Source organism: Micromonospora saelicesensis, assembly GCF_900091575.1.
Classification (GTDB): domain Bacteria; phylum Actinomycetota; class Actinomycetes; order Mycobacteriales; family Micromonosporaceae; genus Micromonospora; species Micromonospora saelicesensis.
This window is the reverse complement of the sequence record NZ_FMCR01000001.1, coordinates 1161134-1182992: the sequence shown is the minus strand read 5'-3', so window position 1 is coordinate 1182992 and position 21859 is coordinate 1161134. Positions and strand designations below refer to the sequence as shown.

The 21859-nt window shown below is 66.3% G+C and carries 19 protein-coding genes and 1 tRNA gene; 9 read left to right on the top strand and 11 right to left on the bottom strand.

What is annotated here, in order from left to right; all coding sequences use genetic code 11:
* Nucleotides 1-6: 6 nt before the first annotated feature.
* The 5 genes from GA0070561_RS05600 to GA0070561_RS05580 form a co-directional block, all read right to left on the bottom strand.
* Complete coding sequence (locus GA0070561_RS05600; RefSeq protein WP_091395878.1) at nucleotides 7-2043, bottom strand: ABC transporter permease; 2037 nt, start codon at nucleotides 2041-2043, stop codon at nucleotides 7-9.
* Nucleotides 2040-3470 carry an extracellular solute-binding protein gene (locus tag GA0070561_RS05595; RefSeq protein ID WP_091395875.1) on the bottom strand — a complete coding sequence of 477 codons (1431 nt, stop codon included), beginning with the start codon at nucleotides 3468-3470 and terminating at the stop codon, nucleotides 2040-2042. Before GA0070561_RS05595 ends, GA0070561_RS05600 begins: the two co-directional genes overlap by 4 nt.
* 450 nt (nucleotides 3471-3920) lie before the next feature.
* A complete protein-coding gene (locus GA0070561_RS05590) occupies nucleotides 3921-4691 on the bottom strand; it encodes an IclR family transcriptional regulator (protein WP_091395872.1) in 771 nt (256 codons plus the stop codon).
* A gap of 180 nt (nucleotides 4692-4871) precedes the next feature.
* Nucleotides 4872-5774 carry an SdrD B-like domain-containing protein gene (locus tag GA0070561_RS05585; protein ID WP_112680864.1) on the bottom strand — a complete coding sequence of 301 codons (903 nt, stop codon included), beginning with the start codon at nucleotides 5772-5774 and terminating at the stop codon, nucleotides 4872-4874.
* A gap of 124 nt (nucleotides 5775-5898) precedes the next feature.
* Nucleotides 5899-6138, bottom strand: a complete 240-nt coding sequence (locus GA0070561_RS05580) for a hypothetical protein (protein ID WP_141710318.1) — start codon at nucleotides 6136-6138, stop codon at nucleotides 5899-5901.
* Between the two features lie 295 nt (nucleotides 6139-6433).
* Here GA0070561_RS05580 and GA0070561_RS05575 point away from each other — a divergent pair, with 295 nt between their 5' ends.
* Nucleotides 6434-6688 carry a hypothetical protein gene (locus tag GA0070561_RS05575; protein ID WP_091395863.1) on the top strand — a complete coding sequence of 85 codons (255 nt, stop codon included), beginning with the start codon at nucleotides 6434-6436 and terminating at the stop codon, nucleotides 6686-6688.
* A 225-nt stretch (nucleotides 6689-6913) separates the two neighbouring features.
* On the opposite strand, the gene GA0070561_RS33490 is transcribed toward GA0070561_RS05575, so the two are convergent.
* Both GA0070561_RS33490 and GA0070561_RS05570 read right to left on the bottom strand, forming a co-directional pair.
* Nucleotides 6914-7087: a hypothetical protein gene (locus GA0070561_RS33490; protein WP_167362340.1), complete on the bottom strand. Its 174-nt coding sequence runs from the start codon at nucleotides 7085-7087 to the stop codon at nucleotides 6914-6916.
* Nucleotides 7084-7302 (bottom strand): flavin reductase, encoded by a 219-nt coding sequence (locus GA0070561_RS05570; RefSeq protein ID WP_091395861.1) that lies wholly within the window; start codon nucleotides 7300-7302, stop codon nucleotides 7084-7086. The genes GA0070561_RS33490 and GA0070561_RS05570 overlap by 4 nt, the downstream gene beginning before the upstream one ends.
* Nucleotides 7303-7669: 367 nt before the next feature.
* On the opposite strand from GA0070561_RS05570, the gene GA0070561_RS05560 reads away from it, so the two are divergent.
* The gene (locus GA0070561_RS05560; RefSeq protein ID WP_091395855.1) at nucleotides 7670-8071 is read left to right on the top strand and encodes a GntR family transcriptional regulator; all 402 of its coding nucleotides are present in this window, start codon (nucleotides 7670-7672) and stop codon (nucleotides 8069-8071) included.
* Nucleotides 8072-8270: 199 nt separating this feature from the next.
* Here the strand turns inward: GA0070561_RS05560 and GA0070561_RS05555 are convergent, their stop codons facing one another.
* Nucleotides 8271-9284 carry a hypothetical protein gene (locus GA0070561_RS05555; protein ID WP_091395852.1) on the bottom strand — a complete coding sequence of 338 codons (1014 nt, stop codon included), beginning with the start codon at nucleotides 9282-9284 and terminating at the stop codon, nucleotides 8271-8273.
* A gap of 608 nt (nucleotides 9285-9892) precedes the next feature.
* Nucleotides 9893-10861: a hypothetical protein gene (locus GA0070561_RS05550; protein WP_091395849.1), complete on the bottom strand. Its 969-nt coding sequence runs from the start codon at nucleotides 10859-10861 to the stop codon at nucleotides 9893-9895.
* A 1243-nt stretch (nucleotides 10862-12104) separates the two neighbouring features.
* Between GA0070561_RS05550 and GA0070561_RS32950 the strand changes: the two genes are divergently transcribed.
* Nucleotides 12105-13055 (top strand): hypothetical protein, encoded by a 951-nt coding sequence (locus GA0070561_RS32950; protein ID WP_141710317.1) that lies wholly within the window; start codon nucleotides 12105-12107, stop codon nucleotides 13053-13055.
* Nucleotides 13056-13520: 465 nt separating this feature from the next.
* Here the strand turns inward: GA0070561_RS32950 and GA0070561_RS32945 are convergent, their stop codons facing one another.
* Nucleotides 13521-14657: a hypothetical protein gene (locus GA0070561_RS32945; protein WP_141710316.1), complete on the bottom strand. Its 1137-nt coding sequence runs from the start codon at nucleotides 14655-14657 to the stop codon at nucleotides 13521-13523.
* A 1518-nt stretch (nucleotides 14658-16175) separates the two neighbouring features.
* Between GA0070561_RS32945 and GA0070561_RS05540 the strand changes: the two genes are divergently transcribed.
* The 4 genes from GA0070561_RS05540 to GA0070561_RS05525 are packed head-to-tail and all read left to right on the top strand — an operon-like array spanning nucleotide 16176 to nucleotide 19743.
* Nucleotides 16176-17744, top strand: a complete 1569-nt coding sequence (locus GA0070561_RS05540; protein ID WP_091395844.1) for a replication initiator — start codon at nucleotides 16176-16178, stop codon at nucleotides 17742-17744.
* Entirely contained in the window at nucleotides 17741-17938 is a 198-nt protein-coding gene (locus tag GA0070561_RS05535) for an excisionase family DNA-binding protein (RefSeq protein WP_091395841.1), read from the top strand. The genes GA0070561_RS05540 and GA0070561_RS05535 overlap by 4 nt, the downstream gene beginning before the upstream one ends.
* Nucleotides 17938-19158, top strand: a complete 1221-nt coding sequence (locus tag GA0070561_RS05530; RefSeq protein ID WP_091395838.1) for a tyrosine-type recombinase/integrase — start codon at nucleotides 17938-17940, stop codon at nucleotides 19156-19158. Before GA0070561_RS05535 ends, GA0070561_RS05530 begins: the two co-directional genes overlap by 1 nt.
* Before the next feature lie 60 nt (nucleotides 19159-19218).
* Nucleotides 19219-19743 carry an SMI1/KNR4 family protein gene (locus GA0070561_RS05525; protein WP_091395834.1) on the top strand — a complete coding sequence of 175 codons (525 nt, stop codon included), beginning with the start codon at nucleotides 19219-19221 and terminating at the stop codon, nucleotides 19741-19743.
* Nucleotides 19744-19873: 130 nt separating this feature from the next.
* On the opposite strand, the gene GA0070561_RS05520 is transcribed toward GA0070561_RS05525, so the two are convergent.
* A tRNA-Lys gene (locus GA0070561_RS05520) sits at nucleotides 19874-19945 on the bottom strand.
* A 211-nt stretch (nucleotides 19946-20156) separates the two neighbouring features.
* Between GA0070561_RS05520 and GA0070561_RS05515 the strand changes: the two genes are divergently transcribed.
* Nucleotides 20157-20459: a hypothetical protein gene (locus GA0070561_RS05515; protein WP_091395831.1), complete on the top strand. Its 303-nt coding sequence runs from the start codon at nucleotides 20157-20159 to the stop codon at nucleotides 20457-20459.
* 141 nt (nucleotides 20460-20600) lie between these two features.
* On the top strand, nucleotides 20601-21683 hold the full coding sequence (locus GA0070561_RS05510; RefSeq protein WP_091395829.1) for an NAD-dependent epimerase/dehydratase family protein: 1083 nt from the start codon (nucleotides 20601-20603) through the stop codon (nucleotides 21681-21683).
* The last annotated feature ends 176 nt before the right edge of the window (nucleotides 21684-21859 follow it).

Below are 21859 nucleotides of genomic sequence, written 5' to 3'. Positions count from 1 at the left end.
CCCCAATCAGCCCTTCACCGCGCCCGCGGTGAGCCCTTCGGTCAGGAAGCGCTGCCCGAGGGCGTACATGATCACCACGGGGATGCTGACGAGCAGCGACGCCGCGGCGAGTTGTCCTTGCGGTACGACGTCTCCGGCGATCATCGATTGCATCCCCACCGGGAGCGTCTTGTACTCGTCCTTCGTGATGAACACGAAAGCGAAGAGGAACTCGTTCCAGGCGTTGGTCAGGGTGAAGAGCGCGACCGCCAGCAGCCCTGGCTTGGCCAGCGGCAGCACCACCCTGCCGAACGCCTGGATGCGGCTGCAACCGTCGACCAGTGCGGCCTCCTCCAACTCGATGGGGATCGACGAGAAGTACCCCACCAGCAGCCAGGTGGCGAACGGCAGCGTGAAGGTCGGGTACGTCACCACCAGGGACCCCAACGAGTCGGTGAGCCGGGCGCCGATGAGCATCTGGTACAGCGGGATGAACAGCAGCGCGCCCGGCATCACGTAGGTGAGCAACACAGTGACGGTGAAGCCCTGCGCCCCGCGGAACCGCAGCCGGGCCAGCGCGTACCCCGCCAGGGCGGCGCAGACCAGTGCCACAGCTGTCGACGCCGCGGACACCAGCAGGGTGTTCAGATACCAGCGGCCGAACGGCTGGTTGTCGAACAGGGCGCCGAACTGCTCAAGCGTCCACGGCGTCGGCCACAGGTCGTCGGTACGCATGACGACCTGGCCCTCGGACTTGAAGGCCGTGACGGCGATCCAGTACAGCGGGCCCAGCACGAAGAAGAGCAGGCCGGCCAGCGCGGCCCAGGAACCCAGGCCCGACACCACCGACGACGAACGGCGACCACCTCGGGACTGAAGGGTCGAGACCACCCGGCCGACCCCCGCCGCGATCAGCAGGATCACACCGAGGACCACCGCCGCCTTCCAGAAGATCTGCGGTGATGCCCAGACCAGCAGGCCGGTGACCAGTGCGGCGACGACCCACGGCAGCGCCTTGCGCGCCGTCGCGGCCCATCGCTGTGTCCCGATCCACCGCGCCGCCCGCCGTCGCCGGGGCAGCTTGATGTTGGTGTCCTGGCGCAACAACCGGACCAGGACGAACACCAGCCCGCCGATGATCGGCAGCATGACGAGTGTGACCGCCGCGCCCGCGCCGTACTGAAGCTGCAGGATGGCCTTCGAGTAGGCGATGAGCACGTACGGCGCTGTCACGTCACCCGGGCCGCCCTGCGTCAGCAACCAGACCAGGTCGAAGTTGTTGAACGTCCAGATCGACGACAGGGTCACCGTCACGGTGATCACGTGGCGCAGTCCGGGCAGCGTCACGCTTCTGAACCGCTGCCACGCCGAGGCGCCGTCGATGGTCGCCGCCTCGTAGAGGTCCGCCGGGATGGCCTTCAACCCCGCGAGGAAACAGACGGTGAAGAACGGCACTCCCTTCCAGACGTTGACGAGGATCACCGACGGCATGGCCAGCGACGGGTCGGACAGCCAGCCCGCGGGCCAGCTGTCGACCAGGTGGGCGCTGGCCAGCAACGGCCCGATTCCGGTGGCGGTGAGCAGCGTGTTGACGCTGCCGAAGATCGGGTCGAGCAGCGCACGCCAGCTGAATGCCGTCACCACCGTCGGCACCACCCACGGCACCAGGAGCAACCCGGCCAGCACGGCCCGCCCACGGCGGCGATGGTGCAGCAGCAGGGCCGCGGCCAACCCCAGTACGACCTTGAAAACCTCGGCGTACGCGGTGAAGACGAACGAGTTCACCACGCCGGTGTGGAACTGGTCGTCGCCGACGAGCGCGAGGTAGTTGTCCAGGCCGACGAAGACGCTGTCCTGCCCGTGCCGTTCGGTGGTGCTGGTGATGATCGATCGGGCGATGGGCACGAGAACGAGCCCGCCGACCAGCACGGCCATCGGCGCCAGGAACAGTGCCGCGAGTCGCCAGTCGCGGCCCAGCCGCCGTTGGACCGCGGTGAGGGAGCCAGGCCCCGACGGCGGGGATTTCCTCGCCGTCGGGACCCGCGCAGGACGGACCGACCTCACTGCGGCAGCCCCTGCTGGTTGAAGATCTGCACCATCTTCGCGTGGGCGGCCGTCACGGCCTGCGCCGGCGCCGCGCCCTGCACGACCTGCTGCATCATGTCGGTGAGGACGTAGGCCGACCCCACCGCCTGCTGGCCCGCGCTGGCCTTCTGTGGGAAGGCCAGGCCGTTCTTCGTGTTCAGCGGCAGCTTCAGTTCAGTGATCCTGCGCAGCATGGGGAACGCCGGGTCGCCGCTGGTGAAGAACGGGTCGGCGTCCCAGACCTTCTCCCAGGCGGGCATCACCAGGCCGGGTGCTTCCTTCGCCACCCCGAGCAGCGCGGGCGCGCTGACCAGGTACTGGGCCAGAAGCTTGGCGAGCGCGGGGTTCTTGGCACCCTTGAAGACGACGAAGCCCTGCGACTGGCCGAGCAGCAGGGGGTTGTCGGTCGCCGGTCCGATGCAGTCGGAGAACACGTGGGTGTTCGCGTGCACCGGGTTCTTCTTGGTCCTGGAGTCCGCGTAGACGCTGAACTGGTTGCGGGTGTAGCCGAGGATCCCGGCGAGCCAGTTCTCGTTGTTGCTGGTGTCGGTCCAACTGGCGATTCCCGGTGGCAACATCGGCTTGTACTTGGGGTTGGTGTAGATGTCGCCGAGGAAGGTCACCGCCTGCACCGTTTCCGGTGAGTTGAAGGTGACCTTCCGGCCGTCGTTGGCGGCGATCGACCCGCCGTAGGCGTTGATCAGCGCCTCGATCATTCCGTTGCCGTCACCGGACCGGTTCACCGTCATGCCCCAGCCGAACCGGCGCTTGGTCGGATCGGAGATCTCCAGGCACAGGTCCCGCAGCTCTTCCCAGCTGTAGATGTCCTTGGGGGAGATGCCCTTGTCCTGCATCCAGTCCTTGCGCAGGAACGACCCGATCCCGATGAAGTGGTACGGGATGGCGAACCACTTGCCGTCGAAGACGCAGAAGTTCTTGGCCTCGGCGCAGGGCTCGCCGTACTTGGCGGTCAGCGCCTTGACGACGTCCGTCACGTCCTCCAGGTCGCCCAGCGCCTGGAACTGCGCGACGAACCGCGAGTCGGTCATGAACGCCAGGTCACGGGCCACCCCGCCCTTGACCTCGGCGTCGATCTTGGCCACCACGTCACCGGCGTCGGCCTGGACCAGGCTGTTCTCGATCTTCGTTCCGGTGGTGTCGGCGAACTTCTTGATCGAGCTGTCGAGGGCTTCGTTCGCCGCAGTCGAGTACAGCTTCTGCGACAGCATGCCCATCGAGGAGCCCTTCATCGCCGCCGCGGCGTCGATCAGCTCCTGCGGAACCTCCGGCTGCACCCTGCTGGGCGATTCGGAGCTGCCCCCACACGCGGCCAGACCGGCCGCGCCGAGCACCCCCACTCCCATCCCCAGAAAGCCGCGCCGGGACCACCCCGAGTTGTCCTCCATGGACGTTCGCCTCCTCTGTTTCCCGCGTCATTGCACGCCGAAGGCGTGCCTGTGCTCCAGGTGTCCCTATGACGGCGACCATGGACGCGTCGCCCGCATCGATCAGTGCGCTCGCGTACCCGTTGTTGCGGTTGACGGGGTAGCGACGGGCCTGCCTTTGCCGTCGCTCACTGTCGGGAGTCCGCTGACGCACGCGTCGTCTCGGCTGCCGAGCGAGCCGCGCGAGAGGTTCCGCGTGCCGCTTGCCGGGAAGCGCGACGAGGTTGAGGCGATCGGCGACCGGGCCGAGAAAGCTGCGCTGACGTTGCAGTTCGGTCGGGCCACGAGACCACCACCGTTCGAGATTTCGAACTGAGTTCGAGATACCGTATCGAGTGGACGCGACGCTAGAGCAGCGTCAAGACGGATGTCAATGTTTCGATGGGGTTTCGAACCGAAAACGGGAGCCAGCTAGCGAGGCTGGGCCCGATAACCCATGCGAGCCGACAGCGCCGCCGCACCCTCGCGAACCAGCCCGGTCCACTCCACGTGCGCCTCGGGCGTCCAACGGATGATCGGCGCGGACAAGCTCATGGCGGCGATGGTGGTGCCGGAATGGTCCCGGATCGCCGCAGCGACGCAGCGCATGGCGGTGTCAGACTCGCCGATGTCGACCGCGACGTTCTCCGCCCGGACCCGTTCAAGATGCTCGCGCAGCCGGTCCGGGTCCGTGATGCTGTCCGGCGTCATGCCCGGCAGGGCGCCCTTCAGCAGGAGGGCGTCCAGGCCCGCCTGATCGAGGCCCGACAGCAGAACCTTCCCGACCGCCGTGCAGTGCGCCGGCAGCCGCCGCCCCACCGCGGAGACCATCCGGACGGGGTGCGTGCTGTCGAACTTCACCAGGTAGATGACATCGGCGCCGTCGAGCACTGCCACATGGACCGCCTCGTCGCACGCGGCCGCCACGTCCCGCGCCACGCACTGCGCCTCGCGGACCAGATCAAGCCGGCCGGCGAACGCCGCACCGAGCTGGAACAGCGGCATGCCGAGCCGATACTGCACCGGCTGCCCCGGTACGGAGATCAGGTACGAGCGAGCCTCAAGCGTGACGAGCAGTTCATGGACCGTGGTGCGGGGCAGGCCGAGCCGCTCCATCACCTGGCGGGCCGACAACTGAGGGCAGTCCAGGAACAGTTCGAGGACGTCGAGCGCGCGGTTGACCGCCGGTACCACACGGGGCATGTCGATAGTCCCTTCGCAGCGCCGGACCCATGTCAACGATCTCCACACGGGCCAGCACCTGAAGAGGATATCTACGTCAGCCTCCGGCGCCAGGTGTCATCACCACCCCCACCGGCGGAGCCGCTGCTGTCTGTCCGGATCGCCGCCCGCCCGAAACATCTCGGGCGGGCGGCGAGGGGCTCAGCTCTGGCTGACCAGGCCGGCGTCGACCACGTACTCTGCGCCATGCACGGCCTGGAATTCGGTGCTGGCGACGAGCAGGGTCGGCTCGAACTGGTACGACCTCACGATGTCCGAGTCCGTGGCGTCGTCACCCACGTCTGCGACAGTCCGGCCGTACGTGGCGGCTGCCTCCAGCCGGACCTCGTACAGCAGCTCGGTGCGGGCGGTGATCGACCAGGTTCCGTCCGGGTTGACGGTGGCCGAGCCACCGCCAATCGCCTGTCGCTGCGGACTCGACAGACTCACCTTCAACACGCCGTCCGGGCCACCGGCGATGGCCGGCTCATCCGCCTCGCGCTGCCCATCCCGGTCAAGGTCGTGCCACACACTGCCGCGGATGACGCACGTGCCCGAGATCGCCACCGTGACGGATTCGGTGTTGTTGTCGGTGTTCGCCTCGCGGCGTTGCGGGGTGATGCTCGTGGTGATGGGCACCCTGCTGCCCGGTGTCGCGCCGGCCACGACGAACGGCACGAACAGCCGGCTCGCCCGACCACCGGCCGCCAATTGCGGATACGAGCACGTGTAGCTCGTCGTGCTCACTGCCGTGCAGGTCCAGGCAGGGTCACCGACCGACGGGGTCGTGGTCCTGAGCCCGGCGGGCACCGCGACAGTGACGCTGATCGGGTCCGACGCTCCGGTGCCGTAGTTCCGGATGTCGATCTCGCCGGAGAAGGTCTCGCCCTCCGCCGGATTCAGCACGTCGGTCATCATCAGATCGACGACCAGATCGGGCTGGAGTCGCCCGGCCGCCACCGCGTCGGCCGGAGCGAGCGCCGCCGCGCCCCCGACGAGGGCGAGGGTGGCCAGCGAGGTGGAAAAGGTACGTCGGATCGAGCGGGAAAGGGAACGAGGGCGCATAGGTTCCTCACGTCGCAGGTGACGGCCCTCCCAGGAGAGTGAAGGCCGCATTGGAGATCAAGATCTCCACTCATCCGGCGTCGCCGATCAGCCCGGCGTTACACAGGCGGCGCCCGGCCGCCGGCTACTTCAGGTAAGGGTTCGAGCTCTGGGGATCCGGTACGCCCGATCGAGCGGTGCGGGACAACTCCCGCCCCGCCTGGGTTTCGACTATCGCCAGGCCCTCGTCGCGATGGATCCAACTGTGATCCGTGTATTCCCACGCAGCCTGGTCGGCGAGCACCTCGGGAAGCTGCCCGGGGGGAACCACCTCGTAGCCGCCGCTGCCGTCGACGAACATCCGGCGTACCTCCCAGGCGCGCACGGGCCGATCGTGGCACACCATCTGCTGCCCCACTCGACCTCTCTGTCCTGAACGCGGGTCTGGGACCTCCTTTGGTGTCGGTTGCGCCAGGTGGTTTGCCGAGAGTGAGGATGTGGGTCCAACTCCCTATTCCATGTGGAGTTTGGCCGGCTGCGGTGTGCAACGATGATCCGCATGTCGACTCCACGAAAGGGCAATGCCGCGTAGGCGCCCCGCACAACTGCGTTCCGACTCCGTGTACCGGCGACCGCTTGATGGGTCGACCTCTGTCGTCCCCGGGCTCTCGGGGCGGGGCATGAGAGCCATCGCCTACCTCGAACGCACCCGCCTCTGGAGCCACGCGGTCACTGATGCACTGCGGACCTGGTCCTGGTTCGTGGACGACCCGTGGCATCGCCTGTGGGACCCCACCTCCGGCTGCGGGGTGATGGAGTGCTGTCCGAACCCGCCCGAGCTGCGCTGGATCTTGGACGTCGCCGTTGCGGTCCTGCCGCCGAAGGATGCCCGAACTCTCCGCAAGCAGATTGCGGTCCTCGATGAGCAATGGTGATCGTTGTCTTCGCTGCTGCACCGGCCCCACATACGGCAACAGCGACCCTGCAAAGGGCCGCTGAGCTGCGGAGGAGTGGGCCGCCAGGGACTCGAACCCTGAACCTATGGATTGCCGGCGAGGCGGCCGGATGGGGTGTGGTGCGAGGTCATCCGGCCTGCTGGCGCGCTTCTCGGTCTGGTTTGGCTGGCACGGTTGCTGTACTTCGCTGCTGTACTGCTGGCGTCAAACGAGGCGCTGGATGCGTACCTTCGGACGCTCATTTCTCAGGTGGCCGTGCTTGTGCTGGCGGACCTGTTCGTCCCAGACCTCCTGGTCGTAGTCGGGGTCCGGCGGGATCCACTTGTGCGAGCCGTCGCTGTAGTGGAACTTCTCGTCGCCGGGTCGCAGGATGCTCATCGGCTCCAGCCGAGGAATCGATAGTGCAGGTGGCCGGCGGGGACATGGGCCAAGTCCTGGGCGGCCTCGACGAGCTGGGCTGCCAGGTGCAGGGCGAGTGACACCGGGGCTCGGTCGTACTCGGCTCGGAGCTCACGACGGCGGGTGTGGCAGGGCCAGTCGGCACCGCAGCCGCCGCAGGTCCAGGCCGGCGTGATCGGGAGGTGGGTCGTCACTTCGGCGTCCCCCGCTCGGCCGGCGGTTCGGATGACGGAGCGGATAGCCGGCCGTCCTCTAAAGGCCAGTGGCCTCGGTTGATCGGGACTCGATGCCTCGTATGGCAGGGCAACTCGCCCCCGCACCCGCAGACCTTCCGCCATCGCTGCCATGACCAGACCGGCCGGTGCCGCCTTGCCAGGGTTAGCGCGACGGCCACTAGGTACTCCTCGTACGACACGCGAGGCACCAGGTCTCCCCTCGGGCGTTCTTCGATCTCACGGCAGGTGGAGGTCGCTGGCTGTTGTCCCAGCTCATGTCACCGTAACGACGTAGGACTGTAGATACAATAAGATGTAGAGCTGTTGGACACGTAGCGTCACATTTGTGATCGACCCCAGCGCGGATCGGGCCGTGTTCCGGCAGCTCGCAGACCTCCTGCGAGACCGGATCACGTCTGGCGACCTCGCGCCCGGCGCATCGCTACCGAGCGAGTTGCGACTGGCTCAGGAGTACGGGCTGAGTCGCACGAGCGTCCGACAAGCGGTAGCGCTACTCCGGTCGGAAGGGCTCGTGATCGTGGAACCACCGCGCGGCACGTTCGTCCGCGCCGACGAGCCGACCGAAACGGTGGCCCTCCTTAAGGGCGACACCGCGACCGCGCGTATGCCGACCCCGGCTGAACGGCGCGAACTAGAGATCGGTGAGGGCATCCCGGTCATCGTGATTTTCCGAGCCGACGGATCCCGCGAGCTGTACGCCGCCGACCGCATCCGCGTCGGCCGCTGACCCTGTCGTAGCCGTCGACGAACCCCGTCGGGGGTAAGCGGGCACAGGTTGCCGACCGATGAGGTCGGGTGCCAAGCAAGGCCGGATCTCGGCAGGTACCAGCGGTTCGATGACGCTACGTCACGGCCTTGGCCGGGGCGTTCGCTGCCTCTTTGCTGCCTCTACCGCTACTGGGCCATCGTCAGGCCCGATGCGCGCGCTAGCCGTCGGAACCCCGGCCGCCGACCCGCTGCGTTCGGTAGAGGCGTTCTCGCGCATCCAAGGCGTCCCTCCGGAAGTTCGCCTCGCTGCTGTAGCGCCACTGAGGATGCTCAGCGTTCCAGAGACGTGCCCGCTCGCTCCATGGCACATGTACATGGTCGACGAGTGCGTGAACTGCCAGTCGTGCGTGCTTCTCCTTGATCGGCCGCGCGTGCCCAGCCGGCCCGGTACGCGCAAGAGACGCGAAGGCATCTGCCACTTCTCGAACGGATTCCGCCGGGTCGATGTCGAGCCGGATGCGGCTGGCCCAGAGAGGACGCCCCGTGCTCGTCGTCGACCGTATCCGCGAGATCAGCGGTACGCCGTCGGTCAGGACGAACATCGTCGCCTGTGCCGGCTGCCAGCAGCACTCCTTGGCAAGTGACTCCGACAGGTGGCGTAACCGGTCTAACTGTCCGTGGGCGGGAACCTTGATGTGGTGCGCCCAGCCGTCGTTCCCGTCCGCGTACGCGAGAACACGCGCCGACACTTCGGCGATCCGCACCCGATCTGAGGGAAGTAGTAGCCGAGCCCAACCGCCCCCTTCGTAGTCGATCTGGTCGGTCCTTAGCGTGATGGTGATGTCTTGCGTCATGGTCGAGGTGACGTCGGGGTGACCCTTGATCCAGTCGGCTGCACGCGTGGTCGACAGAAGGGCGCCGTTCAGCACCTCGGCACGGAAGGACATGACACGGCTGTCTTTCCTCACCTCAGCAGCAACGAGCATCGAGAGGGCCCACGCCCGCGCCTCGCCAGGTTGTGGGCCACCGGCGGCTGCTGTCCGAACGGCGGTGGAGTCACCCTTCCCTGCCTGAAGGACTTGCTTGGCGGTCGCCAGCAGGTCGTCCAAGGAGTCGTAGCCGGCGAGGACTTCGCCGACGTACCCCTTCTGCAACAGGAAGGACCACAGGCTGTCGATGTTCGTACGTCTGAGCTTCTTCGCCAGGGCTCTGCGCACGTCCGCCTCTTGCATCCGGTTAGCCTATTGCAACCGGATGCAACAGCATCTAGGTATGTCGAAGCTTAGGAACCTCCAAACTCGCATTGTCGAGATTTCACGGCTGGTGCGGTCGGTCCGCGGCCTCGTCGCAGAAACCCTTGGCCTGATCGTCTTGCTCGGCTCGCTGATCTCTGCCGTCATCGCCCACTGGCCCCTCTAAGTCGACGGCGAAGGCACCGGACGAAGACCTGAGGGCCCAGTCCCGCGGCTGGTCCCTCACGTCTTGATCGAGTGCCGGCACAACGAAGCCCTGGCCGCGATCGAGGAAGCCGTCGCCACCCGCCGCCGGCTCGTCGACGGGGTTTGAACCCTGAACCCCTCCGGCTGTCTGTGGATTACCTCAGATCGGACGGATCGTCGTCTTGACCCGGGCCGACTCTTCCGCTGCCTTACAGCGATTGACAGCCCTTATCGGCGTCACTTGTGCCCGCCTTGTGCCCGCTGATCTTGCCAGTCCCGGAGGCAACATCCGTCCGCGCTCGTCCGTTCTTGGCCGCCACCGTTGGATGTCAGGTCGCCGTTGCTGTCGGATCCCACCCAGAAAGGGTGACGCTGCCCCAGGGCACATCCGGCGGACCGACTCACACGCTGGGTGACAAGAATGGAGCTACTGACGGCGGCATCCGTGTCAGCCCCAGGCGCTTCCGGCCAAACGCTGCAAGCGCTGCGTCAGCCGCTGCAACCCGGGCTTGCATGCGTGCTGCCATCGGATCCTCGTCGAACCCCCGATACCAAGCGTGCACCTTGACCGCGCGCTCCGCAGCGGCCATCGCGACTAGCGCTGATGTGCCTACATAGATCGGATCGGGCTCCCAGGATGCGAACCGCCCCTCGACATGGGCGCTGTCCGACAACCGCCAAGGCATGCCATGGGCTACACCGGACAGCATGTGGTAGACCGCCGGCAGGTCCGCGAACCGGGCCCGGATCAGGTCCGTCGCCTTCACCGCGACGGGCGCTTCCGGACCCGTTGCTACCACTCGGACGCCCTTTACATCCCGCCTACCCATCACGAGCTCAATCCGAGCTCGCCGGATTAGCTCTATCAGCCGATCCCGTTCCTGGGTGACCGCAGCTAGCGGTGATGCCATGACCGCGTTCCTTGGTACCACGGATGCGGCGTTCCGAGCTGCCATCACGTCGGCGATCAGGTGGGCGACTCCGCGAGCAAACCGGGCCTCGAAGGCCTGCTCCCGGTCGAGGATGTACATCAGCATCGCCGCAGATTCGACCGCACCCCGCGCCACGGTCTCGTGTGCATAGATCGGCACCCCGGCCTGCGGTTGCGCCAGAAGCACTGCGACTGCTCGTACATGGTCGGCAACATTCACCGCCAGATGCAGGCAGTTGATGCCCACCTTGCTCCACAGCGTCTGGCGATCCGCGCTACGCACCGATGCCAGCAGGCGCGCATGATCGCGCGCGGCCACCGTGCCCGGCCCACCCACACTGTCCATATACCTGCTTAAGGCCTCCCGCATGTCGTCGGCCTGGTCCTCGCAGAGTTGGTGGGCTCGATGAAGGAAGTCGACAGCGGGTTCAGAAGGCATCGGAGCGCCTCGCTCATGATCGTGCCTACACGCGCAGTGGACAGGAACACGTGATTCTTGCCTGGATCGGGCGCCTGCGCATCCACCTTCTTTGAGCAGGGAGCTGAGCCGGGGAACGCCTCGCTTACAAGCTCTGTGCACCGCGTCCGCCCTCGTCGGGAAACGGCCGCACACTCGGAGCCTCGTCCATGCCAGCCCACGTCAGCGTGCCGTCGTCCGGCGCGGTTGCTGTCAGCGCTGCTGTCGACAGCTATTCCTCCGGCGACCCGCGCCGACCTCCGTCGGGGGGAGCCGGGTACAGGTTGCCGGTGAGTGAGGTTCCGCGCGGATCAGCGATGTCGGATGACTGCTGCCTGCGGTCCATCGACGGGCCTGCCCGGTTGACATCGATGCTTCCGCTGCCTTTTTGCTGCCCAGGTCTGGCGTGTTTGGCTGCCACGACTAGCCCGTTTCATGCTGTACGGTCGCCGTCTACCGGCTTTGGAGGGCCATGACGGCTCGTAGGGCGCAGACATCCGCAGGGGAGGGATCTGGCCGATGGGAGCAATAGGCCTGATCATCGCGATGCTGTTGCTTGCCACGCTCGGAGTCATGCCGTACCTACTTGGACAGCGCCTAGCCCAAGCGATGGGCGAGAGCCACGACGGTCAGTTGGGATCGGTCCTCGGCTGGGCACTGGTCTTGTTGGTGTGGGGTTCATTCGTGTGGATGAAGTGGCTTGGACCGGCCATGCAGCAGCGCCGTCTACGTCGCAGACTGGTAAAGCCCGAAGGTCCGGAACCCGTGTCTGGCGTCCTCTGGGACTTAAGCACGGGGGGCGCTCTCTGGCTGCCCTGGACGTTCGTGGTGGTTGTCATGGTCATCGTGTTCTGTGCCTTGGGACCGCCAGAGGATCCGGGAAACCGAGATCCTTGGGACGACTTGTTTAAGTAGTCATCCACGAGGTGACGTACTCCTGCGTAGCTCGTGAGCGCTGCCTTAGGTGTGACGGTCTGCGACATCTCGCGTACAAGTTCTGAACGCGCTCCGTCCGACCGGGCCTGCCGGCGTTCGCGACCTCGGGCAACCGTTCACCGCTGGCTGCCTGGTGCCGTCCTCGACTTGGCCGGTTGCTGTCGCCGTTGCTGTCAACAGCAACCTACGCTCCTCATTGGTCACCATCCCTAAGTCCTACCGCCGAATCCCCACCCACGGCAGTAGGATCCTTGCGATTGGTAGACAGGTTCCAGCTCCAGGAGCGACGTTGAGCGAGCATCATGCTTCTGTACGGTTAGCTTGGCGGGATATCGCGATCTCCGCCATTGTCTTATGCGTCGCATTAGTGGCAGTCGTATCAGTCGTATCGACGCTGAAGGACGCGGACACCCTTTCCGTCGTAGCCCTAGCCCTTGCAGTGATTGCATTTGTTGCTCAAATTATCATGTTCATCGTTCAGGCCGCCGCAGCAAGCAAGCAACAAGAGAAAGCCCAAGAAGTTTACGCACAAACAATGCGAGCCTTAACTCTCATTGAAGAGAAGATGGAGGGCACGCGGCAAACCGTCCACACCATGAGCGAAAAGCTCTTGTCGCGCGTATTATCCGGAGCCCTTCCAGAACCTGTAGCAAAAGAGGCAATGGCAGCTGAAATGGAGAGCTCTGCCCGTCACATCCACTCTATTCAAGTGCCACCGCAACGCCGGGAAGACCCACTCCCGACGCGTAGCAACGAAAACGGAAGGGACCTTAGCCCTCCGTACCCGCCTCCCGCGAAGAGCGAGGAAAATAAGCAGATTATCGAACTCATGCAGAAACTACCCGAGGGCGCGGATCTAGAAGCTGCAAAGAATGCCCTAGCTAAGGCCACAGTGCGAGAAGCCTACTATCTGTCCTTACTGGCGCAAGATGAGCTACAAAGCAGGCGGCCGGGCACAAGACTTGGGCCCGGCCTATCCATTCTCCCTATGGGGAAAGAGCTATTCAAGCGAGGTCTGGTTCGGCAAGTTAGACTGCCGCAAAATCCGAATAAAACTGTCTTCGTATTGACGGAAAAAGGGCGGAATGCAGGACGCATCTTTACTGCAACTGAAGATTTTTCGAGCGATTTTCCACAGGAGCTTCGCGAGCTACATAAGAAGGTCGCAGATTATCGGGCGGAGTTGACGGAGAGACAAAACGCCCCGGATCTTGCCATCCCCGTCGAAGACAACCTGTAATCCTCCCGATGCTCCTGTGGACGTCAACCCCGACCCCTTGACCCCCAGGCAACGATCAGAACCCGTCAAGCTGCCCCAGCTGCCGTCTTCGCCAGGCATCCGCGTCCCTCATCATCCACCAACGTCCACGCTTGTACGCCGTGATCGTCACCCAGTTAGTCACTCAGGCTCGTATGCCTCGTGTTCGGCAAAGCAGATGATGGCTTCAACTCCAACGGCCTGCGGCGGTGCCGGCTGCCGTCTATCACGCCGTAGCGGCCGCACCTCTATCGCCTCCTCAGCGAGATGCATCTCAAGCAAGCACTCAGGATGACGGGCAGGCTGCTCGCCGTCATACACCTCAGCCAACGAGTCGGCCAGCCAAGGCCTACTCGCGTAGGTCACTCCAGCGTCGAGTTGACCCCGGGATCCGCACTCGCTCACTCAGCGCAGCACTCATCCTTAACGGCTGCGTCCCTTAAGATTTCATTTCTTCGCATCAGGCTTGAAGATAGACATGATGTCCTTGGTGGCCTGCACTCGCGTCGGAAGTAAGGGGTCGAATGCACTGAGGACGCCGATGATTGCCCATACCACGGCGGCGGTCACAATGGTGCGACCTGCCACATCTTTGGCTAGAATTCCGGCGCGATCGAGGGCGATTACAGAACCCAACGGGATTAGGGCAACCAAGAGGGATCGAACGTAGGCAAGGGACGTTCTCGCCCAGTGTCCTCCACCACCGATATCGTTCAACTCGATCACTTTAAGAGGCAGCGCGCCGAAACGTCCAGTACACACCGCAGACACTACGGCACGCACCATTCTCCTAAGCTCGAACAAGTTATCGACGTCCGGCAAGGTCAACGATAGTTGCTGCATATGCATCCACCGAGTAATTTGACGAATTCGCACTACCGCAGCTTCATCGATCGCGACATCGGAGATCCGGGCAGCTCGGCGCAAATCAAGCTCAATTACGCGTGTCGCAAACTCTAGGTGATAGGCGGCTCTTCTTCTTACTGCCGAGTCTGCGAAGCGATGCTCGGGTAGATGCAAGTCGTTAAGAACGGACATTAGCGCATCGAGCGCAAGGGCGTCAGAGTAGCGCCTAGTGTCGTAGCGCTGCTGGGGAATAGCGAATAACGCCCAAAGAACAACGCTCCCGATCAGCGGGAGGATCACTACTCCGGCCAGAAGAATCCCAGAGACGAAACCTTCATGGATGGTTTCTACGTCAGAGAACATCAGCTTTTCTATCGACGAGGCGGGTAGACCCTGGCTAAGCTGCCAAGCTAGGGCTATGAATCCAGCCGGTATCGCGATAGCGACTAGGCTGGATAATAAGCTGGAGAATATTCTTTCGATCAAGGCGAGCAGCCCGACCTGAATAGCAATGGCTGCAACGAAGGCTAGCCAGAAGGCACCGAACCCCAGATGGGAGTTGAGCTTAAGAGTGAAGGCGGCAGCTGTCCCTATCACCAAAATGGCAAGAGTGGAACCTAGAAAAAGTGCCCGCAACCGCTCCATCCTTAACTGAAGGGCGCAAACTTGAACACGCAGGCGGCGAAGGCGAATTCGGAAGGCCGCAGGAGCAATGCGATCGCTTTTGTCCAAGTTCAAGAGGGATCGATCCGAAAAATAACTCGCGCGCGCTCGCCGTAGAGTCTCGGCCCTCCGGTAATTCTTTCTAATCGGATGCAAAAACGCGGAAGCTTCGGCGAACGCCCTATGCAGCTCCCTCAATGCACTGTACAGCTCCCTCAACCGCAGGCCACTCTCGCTCATGTCAACGAGATGCGCGAGTAGCCGTTCCTTAAGCCGTCGCTCTGCGCCCTCGCCTCGCCTCGCGGTTGTGCCAGCCTTGACAAATCGAACACGGACCTCTCGACGCACGCGACGTTGTCTTGGGACGCGCCTCTTCTGCGACAGCTGCTCAGGCACTGCGCCCCCAATTGTGCTGAACCAGCTATTGAGATCAGCATGGCTGGATTAGGTCGTCACATAGCTTGGTCTATCGAGCGTAGGCCCGCAAACGACGTGTCGGCATCCCGTCTGCCGTCGGCCCGCCCTCCTGGGAAGCGGGCCGCTGCCCGGCCCGCCACGTCAAGACGGCCTTGACGCATGCACGGGCGCTGGCGGGTCGGGCGGTGGTCTGCTCGGCTTGCCCGGGTCGATGGCAGGCGGGATGGCCTACCGCGACCACCCACGGACCGTGACCCGCCGACGGAGCCCCGGCCATCCTGGAGCCGGAGCGCCCCCGCCGGAGGCGCAGTAGCCGCAACCCGAGACCGCCGCTAGCTCGCCGACGCGGCCGGCGTGCGCTCCCTACGCCGCGCGGCTCGTGGCCGCGCGGCCCGGCCGGCTGCCGGCCCACCACCTCCCTCGTCAACGGTCTGTCGTGCTGCGGCGGCCCCTTGGGCTTTCCGCTTCCGCGCCAGCCGCCGGGCGTGTTGCTTGGCCGGAGTCGGAGCGTCAGCGGAGCGACGGACGCGCGCCCAAGCGGCGGCGCGTGCGGCCCGCTGCGGGCCGCCTTGATAGACGTACAGAAAGTCCTCCCACGCCGGCAGGCAGCCGGCTGTAGCGGATCAACTGGAGCCCGACACGGCAGGCAGCCGACCGTCCCGCCACAGCCTCCGGGATCACGGTGGGTTGACGTGTCGGAACCCGGTGCCACTCTGGCGCTCGTCGAGCACGCCAGCGCGGCCTTCCTGCCGGATCGCTGGACACGACTTCGGAGATGCCGAGCGGCCTTCCTGCCGCCGATGCGGGCCACGTCCCGCCGGCTCTCGATTGCACCGGACGCCACGCCGGTCTCCCGAATCCGCTGAGCGGCCCAGCACGGCCTTCTGCCGTCCACGATGGCCCGGATTCGCACACCTCCACGGGCGGGGACAGCCTGCGGCAACCGGCCGGATGCTCGTATCCCGGGCTCCCCACCCGTGCCGGCCTCCGTCACTGAGTCCACGAGCGCGAAAGGAACATGACGATCGGCGGGAGGTGCACCACCACGAACCCGCCCTCCGGCGTCAGCCGCCCTCCCGGCGGTGCCAGGAGACACGACGAACACCACCAGCGGACCAAGGTCCACGGCTGGTGGTGCTTTGTCTCCCGTCCCTGCCACCCCCTGAGGAGAAGACCGTGTCCACCCCGCTCACCCTGTATCGTCCCGGCGTCGCCTGCGACCGTGACGCCCAAGCCCTGCACCGGGCCGCTACGCCGGAGTTCTCCGGCTGGCTGGAGCACACCGCTTCCGCCGGCGGCTGCTCTCGCCCGATCCGCCTCTCCGGCAGCATCTCTGCCGTAGAGCGAGACACCGGCCGGGTTCTGATCGACCAGCACACCGACGAGCTACCCGACCGAGCGCTGTACAAGGCGTGCGGCAACCGCCGCGAATCGCAATGCCCGGACTGCGCCTGGGTCTACGCGGGCGACGCATACCAGGTCGTCCGCTGCGGCATTACCGGCGGCAAGGGCGTGCCTGCCTCGGTCGGCCGGCACCCGGTCGTCTTCGCCACCTTCACCGCACCATCCTTCGGCGCTGTCCACCACCGGCACGTCGCCCGTCACACCTGTGCTTCCCGGCAGCGCTGCGACTGTCGGCCTGCTCCCTGCCGTGCCCGGAGTGCCGCCGGCACCTGCCAGCACGGGAAGCCCGCGGCGTGCTTCGCCCGCCACGACGCCGACGATCCGCAGCTCGGGCAGCCGTTGTGCCTGGACTGCTACGACCACGACCACCACGCCGTCTGGAACTACTTCTCCGGCGAACTGTGGCGGCGCACCAAGCAAGCCATCGAACGGCACCTCGCCGCCCTCTGCCGCCGACGCGGCATCCCCTTCGTCCGGGTCGTCACCGCCTCGGGGAAGGTCCGCCAGGTGCCGCCCGTGCGGGTGTCGCACGGCAAGGTCGCCGAGATGCAGCGCCGAGCAGCCGTGCACTTTCATGTCCTGCTGCGCCTCGACGGCGTCGATTCCGACGATCCGAACGCTCGCATTCCGCCACCAGCCGGTATCGCCGTCGACGACCTGGACACTGCCGTTCAGGCCGCCGCCTCCCAGATCATCGTGAGGACACCGCCGCATCCCGACCGCCCGGAAGGCTGGCTGGTGGCCTGGGGTGAGCAGGTCGACGTCCGACGGATCAACACCGCCGACGGCGAGCTGACCGACGGCAAGGTTGCTGCCTACCTGGCGAAGTACGCCACTAAGGCGACCGAGGCCACCGGCCACTGCTCCACCCGACTCACTCCGGCCACTATCGACGACTACGCCGACCCGACAGGAGACCATCTCGCCCGCCTCATCGACGCTTGCTGGCACCTCGGACGGCCTACCGACACCGACACCGCCAACGGCGCCGCAACGGCCGTCGACCGTCAAGCCAGCCTTGACACCAAACGGAACGTCTACGCCGGGCTGCGCCGCTGGGCACACATGCTCGGCTTCGGCGGCCACTTCCTCACCAAGGCCCGCCGCTACTTGGTCACGTTCGGCCTGCTCCGAAACACCCGAGCTACCTACCGCCGCACCGAAGACGACGCCGCCACCGACGCCGTCACCGTCGGCACCCTCACCTACATCGGGTCCGGCTGGCTCAGCGACGGCGACGCCCTGCTTGCCAACACCGCCGCCAGGCGGCGACGAGAGAGCAGACGTATCGGCCGGGAAGAACTCGCCCACGAAACGTGGCTCAGCGGGGCCGCCGCATGAGCAGAAACCTCACCCCGCGCTGGTACTCACCTGCTGAGGTCGCCGTCCTTCTCGGCTTCGGCATCTCCAAGGTCAAGATGAAGATCGCCACCGGCGAGCTGCGCTCCATCAAGGATGGCAAGTACCGCCGCATCCTCCCCGGATGGGTCGACGACTACATCCGCGACCAGGTCGAGCGGCAGGAGGCGGCCTGATGCCCGGACGCGTCCGCGCCAACGGCGAAGGCTCCATCTTCCCGTACCGCAATGGCTTCGCCGCTTACGTCTGGGTGGAAAAGCCCGACGGCAAGCGGGGCCGGAAGTGGGCCTACGGCAAGACCCGGGAAGAGGTCCACGACAAGTGGATCAAGCTGCATGGGCAGGCCAAAGCCGGCCCTGTGGCGACGCGGTCCCCGACGGTGGGGGAGTACGCCGGCTACTGGCTGCGCGAGATCGTCAAGCCGAACCTCGCCCCGGGCAGCTACGTCACCTACGAGGTGGTGGTCCGGCTCTACCTCGTGCCGGGGCTGGGTCGGAAGCGCCTCGACAAGCTCCGGGTCAGCGACGTGCAGACCTGGATCAATGAGGTGGGTCGCACCTGCCAGTGCTGCGCCCAGGGAAAGGACGAGCGGCGCAAGGCCGCCCAGCGTCGCTGCTGTGCCCTCGGCCGCTGCTGCCGGGATCTGCCCTCGGCCACCAGCGTCACTCACCTGCGGACCGTGCTCCGGACGCTGCTCTCCCAGGCGATCACCGAAGGGCTGATCTCCCGCAACGTCGCGTCTCTGGTGAAGCTGCCACCCGTACGGAAGCGCAAGCAGAAGGCGTGGACGAGCGACGAGGCGCGGTGCTTCCTGGAGTCGGCCCGCGCCGACGAGGACCCGTTATACGCCGCGTACGTCCTGGTCCTGGTGCTCGGCCTGCGCAAGGGCGAGATGTTGGGGCTCACCTGGGCCGATATCGACCTCGACTCGGGAGAGCTGACCATCGACCGGCAGCTCCAGCGGGTCGGTGCCGAACTGCTGCACCGGGAGACCAAGACGGCCGCCTCGGACGCCACCCTGCCGCTGCCGGACATCTGCACCGTGGCGCTCGACCGCCGTCGCGCCGCGCAGACCGCCGCCCGGGACGCCGCCGGCCCGGCCTGGCACCCCTCGGATCTCATCTTCACCACCCGCTACGGCCGGCCGGTCGAGCCACGCAACTTCAACCGTTTCTGGGACCGGCGCTGCGACGCGGCGGGAGTCCGGCGCATCACCGTCCGGGATGCCCGGCGGACCTGCGCCTCGCTCCTGGCGGACCTTGATGTGCATCCCCGGGTGGCAATGCAGATCCTTCGGCACGCCCAATTCGCCATCACCATGGAGATCTACACGGTGGTGTCCTCGGCGGCCACCCGCGACGCGCTCAAGCGGCTCGGCCAAGCGCTGGATCGGTGAAGGACCCCTGACCGATCCGCTGTCGGCGGTTCCGTCGGTTCTCCTCGCTAGGGTGCTGCCGTGGATCACGATGGTCGTACCTTGCCGACTCCTTTGTCCGAAGCTCACGAGGCCGGCTTCGACTACAGGGACGGGGCCGGCGTTGACTTCGAGCCGTACTCCCACTTCCTCGACTCGGCCGAGATTGCCGAGTGGTGGAGGGCGTGGACGGGAAACGCGGAGCTTGATGGTTCCGAGTTCCGGGTCTTCGGGCAGGACGGCACGGGTGGCCTCGCCGCCTTCTGGCTGGTGCGCCATGGTGAGCCGATCGAGCAGCAGCCGGTGGTGTTTCTCGGTTCGGAGGGCGAAACGGCCGTCGTGGCGCAGAACCTGTGGGACTACCTGTGGCTTCTCGCCGACGGCTTCGGTCCATGGGAAGCAACGGCCTATCCCGATCATGAACATGAGCCGCGCACGGATGAGCGCCTCGCGGAGATCGCCCAACGCTGGGCACCATCGCATCGCAGGTCGGCGGATGAGGTCATTACCGCAGCGCGGGAAGAGTTCCCCGGCTTCGAAGAGCTGATCGGCTCACTCTGCCGGTAGTTGGCGTGCGAGATGGGCAGCGCCTCGGCAAGAGTCGGACCGGCGAGAGTCGACTGCTGTACTTTGCTGCTGCACCGGCCCGAATGACACCAACAGCGGCCCCGCAAAGGGCCGCTGAGCTACGGAGGAGTGGGCCGCCAGGGACTCGAACCCTGAACCTATGGATTAAAAGTCCACAGCTCTGCCATTGAGCTAGCGGCCCGCGCGCTCAGGTTACCCGACGGTGAGTGCCGACCGCTCTCGGCTTCCGGCCGGCCGTCGATGGCTGCGGCTGGCCGGCTGTCCGCCGCAGTTGATCATCACCTGTCGGGGCGCGGCCGAGGGTCCGGGGCGCTGGGTCGGTGAGCTGGGATGAATCGAGCGACCTTGCGCGGCGGTGCATGGGTTTGGGTCGGTGGGGAACCAGGACCGGCATGGGATCGAGCCGATTGCCGGCCGTGGCGGCCTCCGGGGAGGAGGTCGGGCGCGATGGCGTACGCCAGCCGGGTGGGGAGGTGCACGCCTGGTTGCCCGGCCAGAACCAGACGGTCTGTGGCCTGGCACTGAGCCGGACCCGACTGCGTCGCTTCCCGCATGTGCCCTTCGACTTCTCGGGTACCGACGTGCTCACCGAGGCGGACGCCGTGGGCTGGATCTGCCCACGCTGCCTGGCCGCCACCGCCGGTCGGCGGGGCAAGGAGAAGCACGGCTGGGTACGGGAGTCTCCTCGCCCTTGATCGACTCGGTTTCCCGGAAGTCGGGCTGTCCTGTGCGCGCGGATGCCGCGACTTTCACGAAGTCGAGTGGATCAACCGGTGGGGCGGGGGCCACCCGTTGGTGGGTGGTTGAGCTGCTGCTGGGCGGGTACGGGGTCGGTCATGCGGATCGTGGTGGTGGGGGCGAGCGGCAACGTCGGTACGGCGCTGCTGCGGCGGCTGCGCCGGGAGCGGGGCGTGGAGCTGGCCGGGGTCGTTCGACGGTTGCCCGGCCCGGATGCCGGCGAGCCGTACGACCAGGTGGAGTGGCACTCCTGCGACATCGGCGCGCCGAGCGCGGTCGGGCAGCTCGCCGAGGTGTTCGCGGGTGCGGACGCGGTGGTGCACCTGGCCTGGCAGATCCAGCCCAGCCACGACCAGCGGGTGCTGCGCCGGACCAACGTCGAGGGCAGCCGGGCGGTGATCAACGCGGTGGTCCAGGCCGGTGTGCCAGCCCTGGTGTACGCCTCGTCGGTCGGCACCTACGCGCCCGGCCCCAAGGACCACCCGATCAGTGAGCGGTGGCCGGCCACCGGGGTGCCCGGTTCGTCGTACAGCGAGCACAAGGCCGAGGTGGAGGCGCTGCTGGACGGGGTCGAACGGGATCAGCCGACGCTGCGGGTGGTGCGGATGCGACCCGGGTTGATCTTCCAGCGGGCCGCGGGTGCGGAGATCACGCGTTACTTCCTCGGCCCGTTGGCGCCCGTGCGGCTGCTGCGCTACGGCCGGATCCCGCTGGTGCCGACGAACCGCCGGTTGCGGATGCAGGCGGTGCACGCCGATGACGTGGCTGACGCGTACGCCCGGGCGGTGTTGGGTGATGCGCGCGGTGCCTTCAACGTCGCCGCGGACCCGGTGCTCACTCCGGAGCTGGTGGCCCGGCACTTCCACGGTTGGACGGTGCCGGTCGCCGCGCCGGTGCTGCGGGCGGCGGCGGCCCTAACCTGGCGGGCGCGGCTGCAACCGGTCGACGTGGGCTGGGTGGAGCTGGGTCTGAACGCCCCACTGATGTCCAGCGAGCGCGCGGAGACCGAGCTGGGCTGGCAGCCCAAGATCAGTGCGCTGACGGCACTCAAGGAACTCTTCGCCGGGATGGCCGACGGCGACCACACGCCGAGCCCGCCGATGTCCGGCGCACGGGACCTGCCCGGCCGCCCCGCCGCCCTCCTCCGCGCCCGCCCCCCAGGCCAAGGAAACCCCTACTGACCTCACCCCAGCGTGTTGATCAAGAGCTTTCGGTCAACAAATGCCGCCCCGATGACCGAAACCTCTTGATCACCGGCGCGAGCGGCGCGGGCGGCGCGCGGGTATGCGGGCGGCGCGGGCGCGCGGGCGGCGGCGGAGACGCGCGGGCGCGGGGGCCCGCCGGGGTCGGGCGGCCG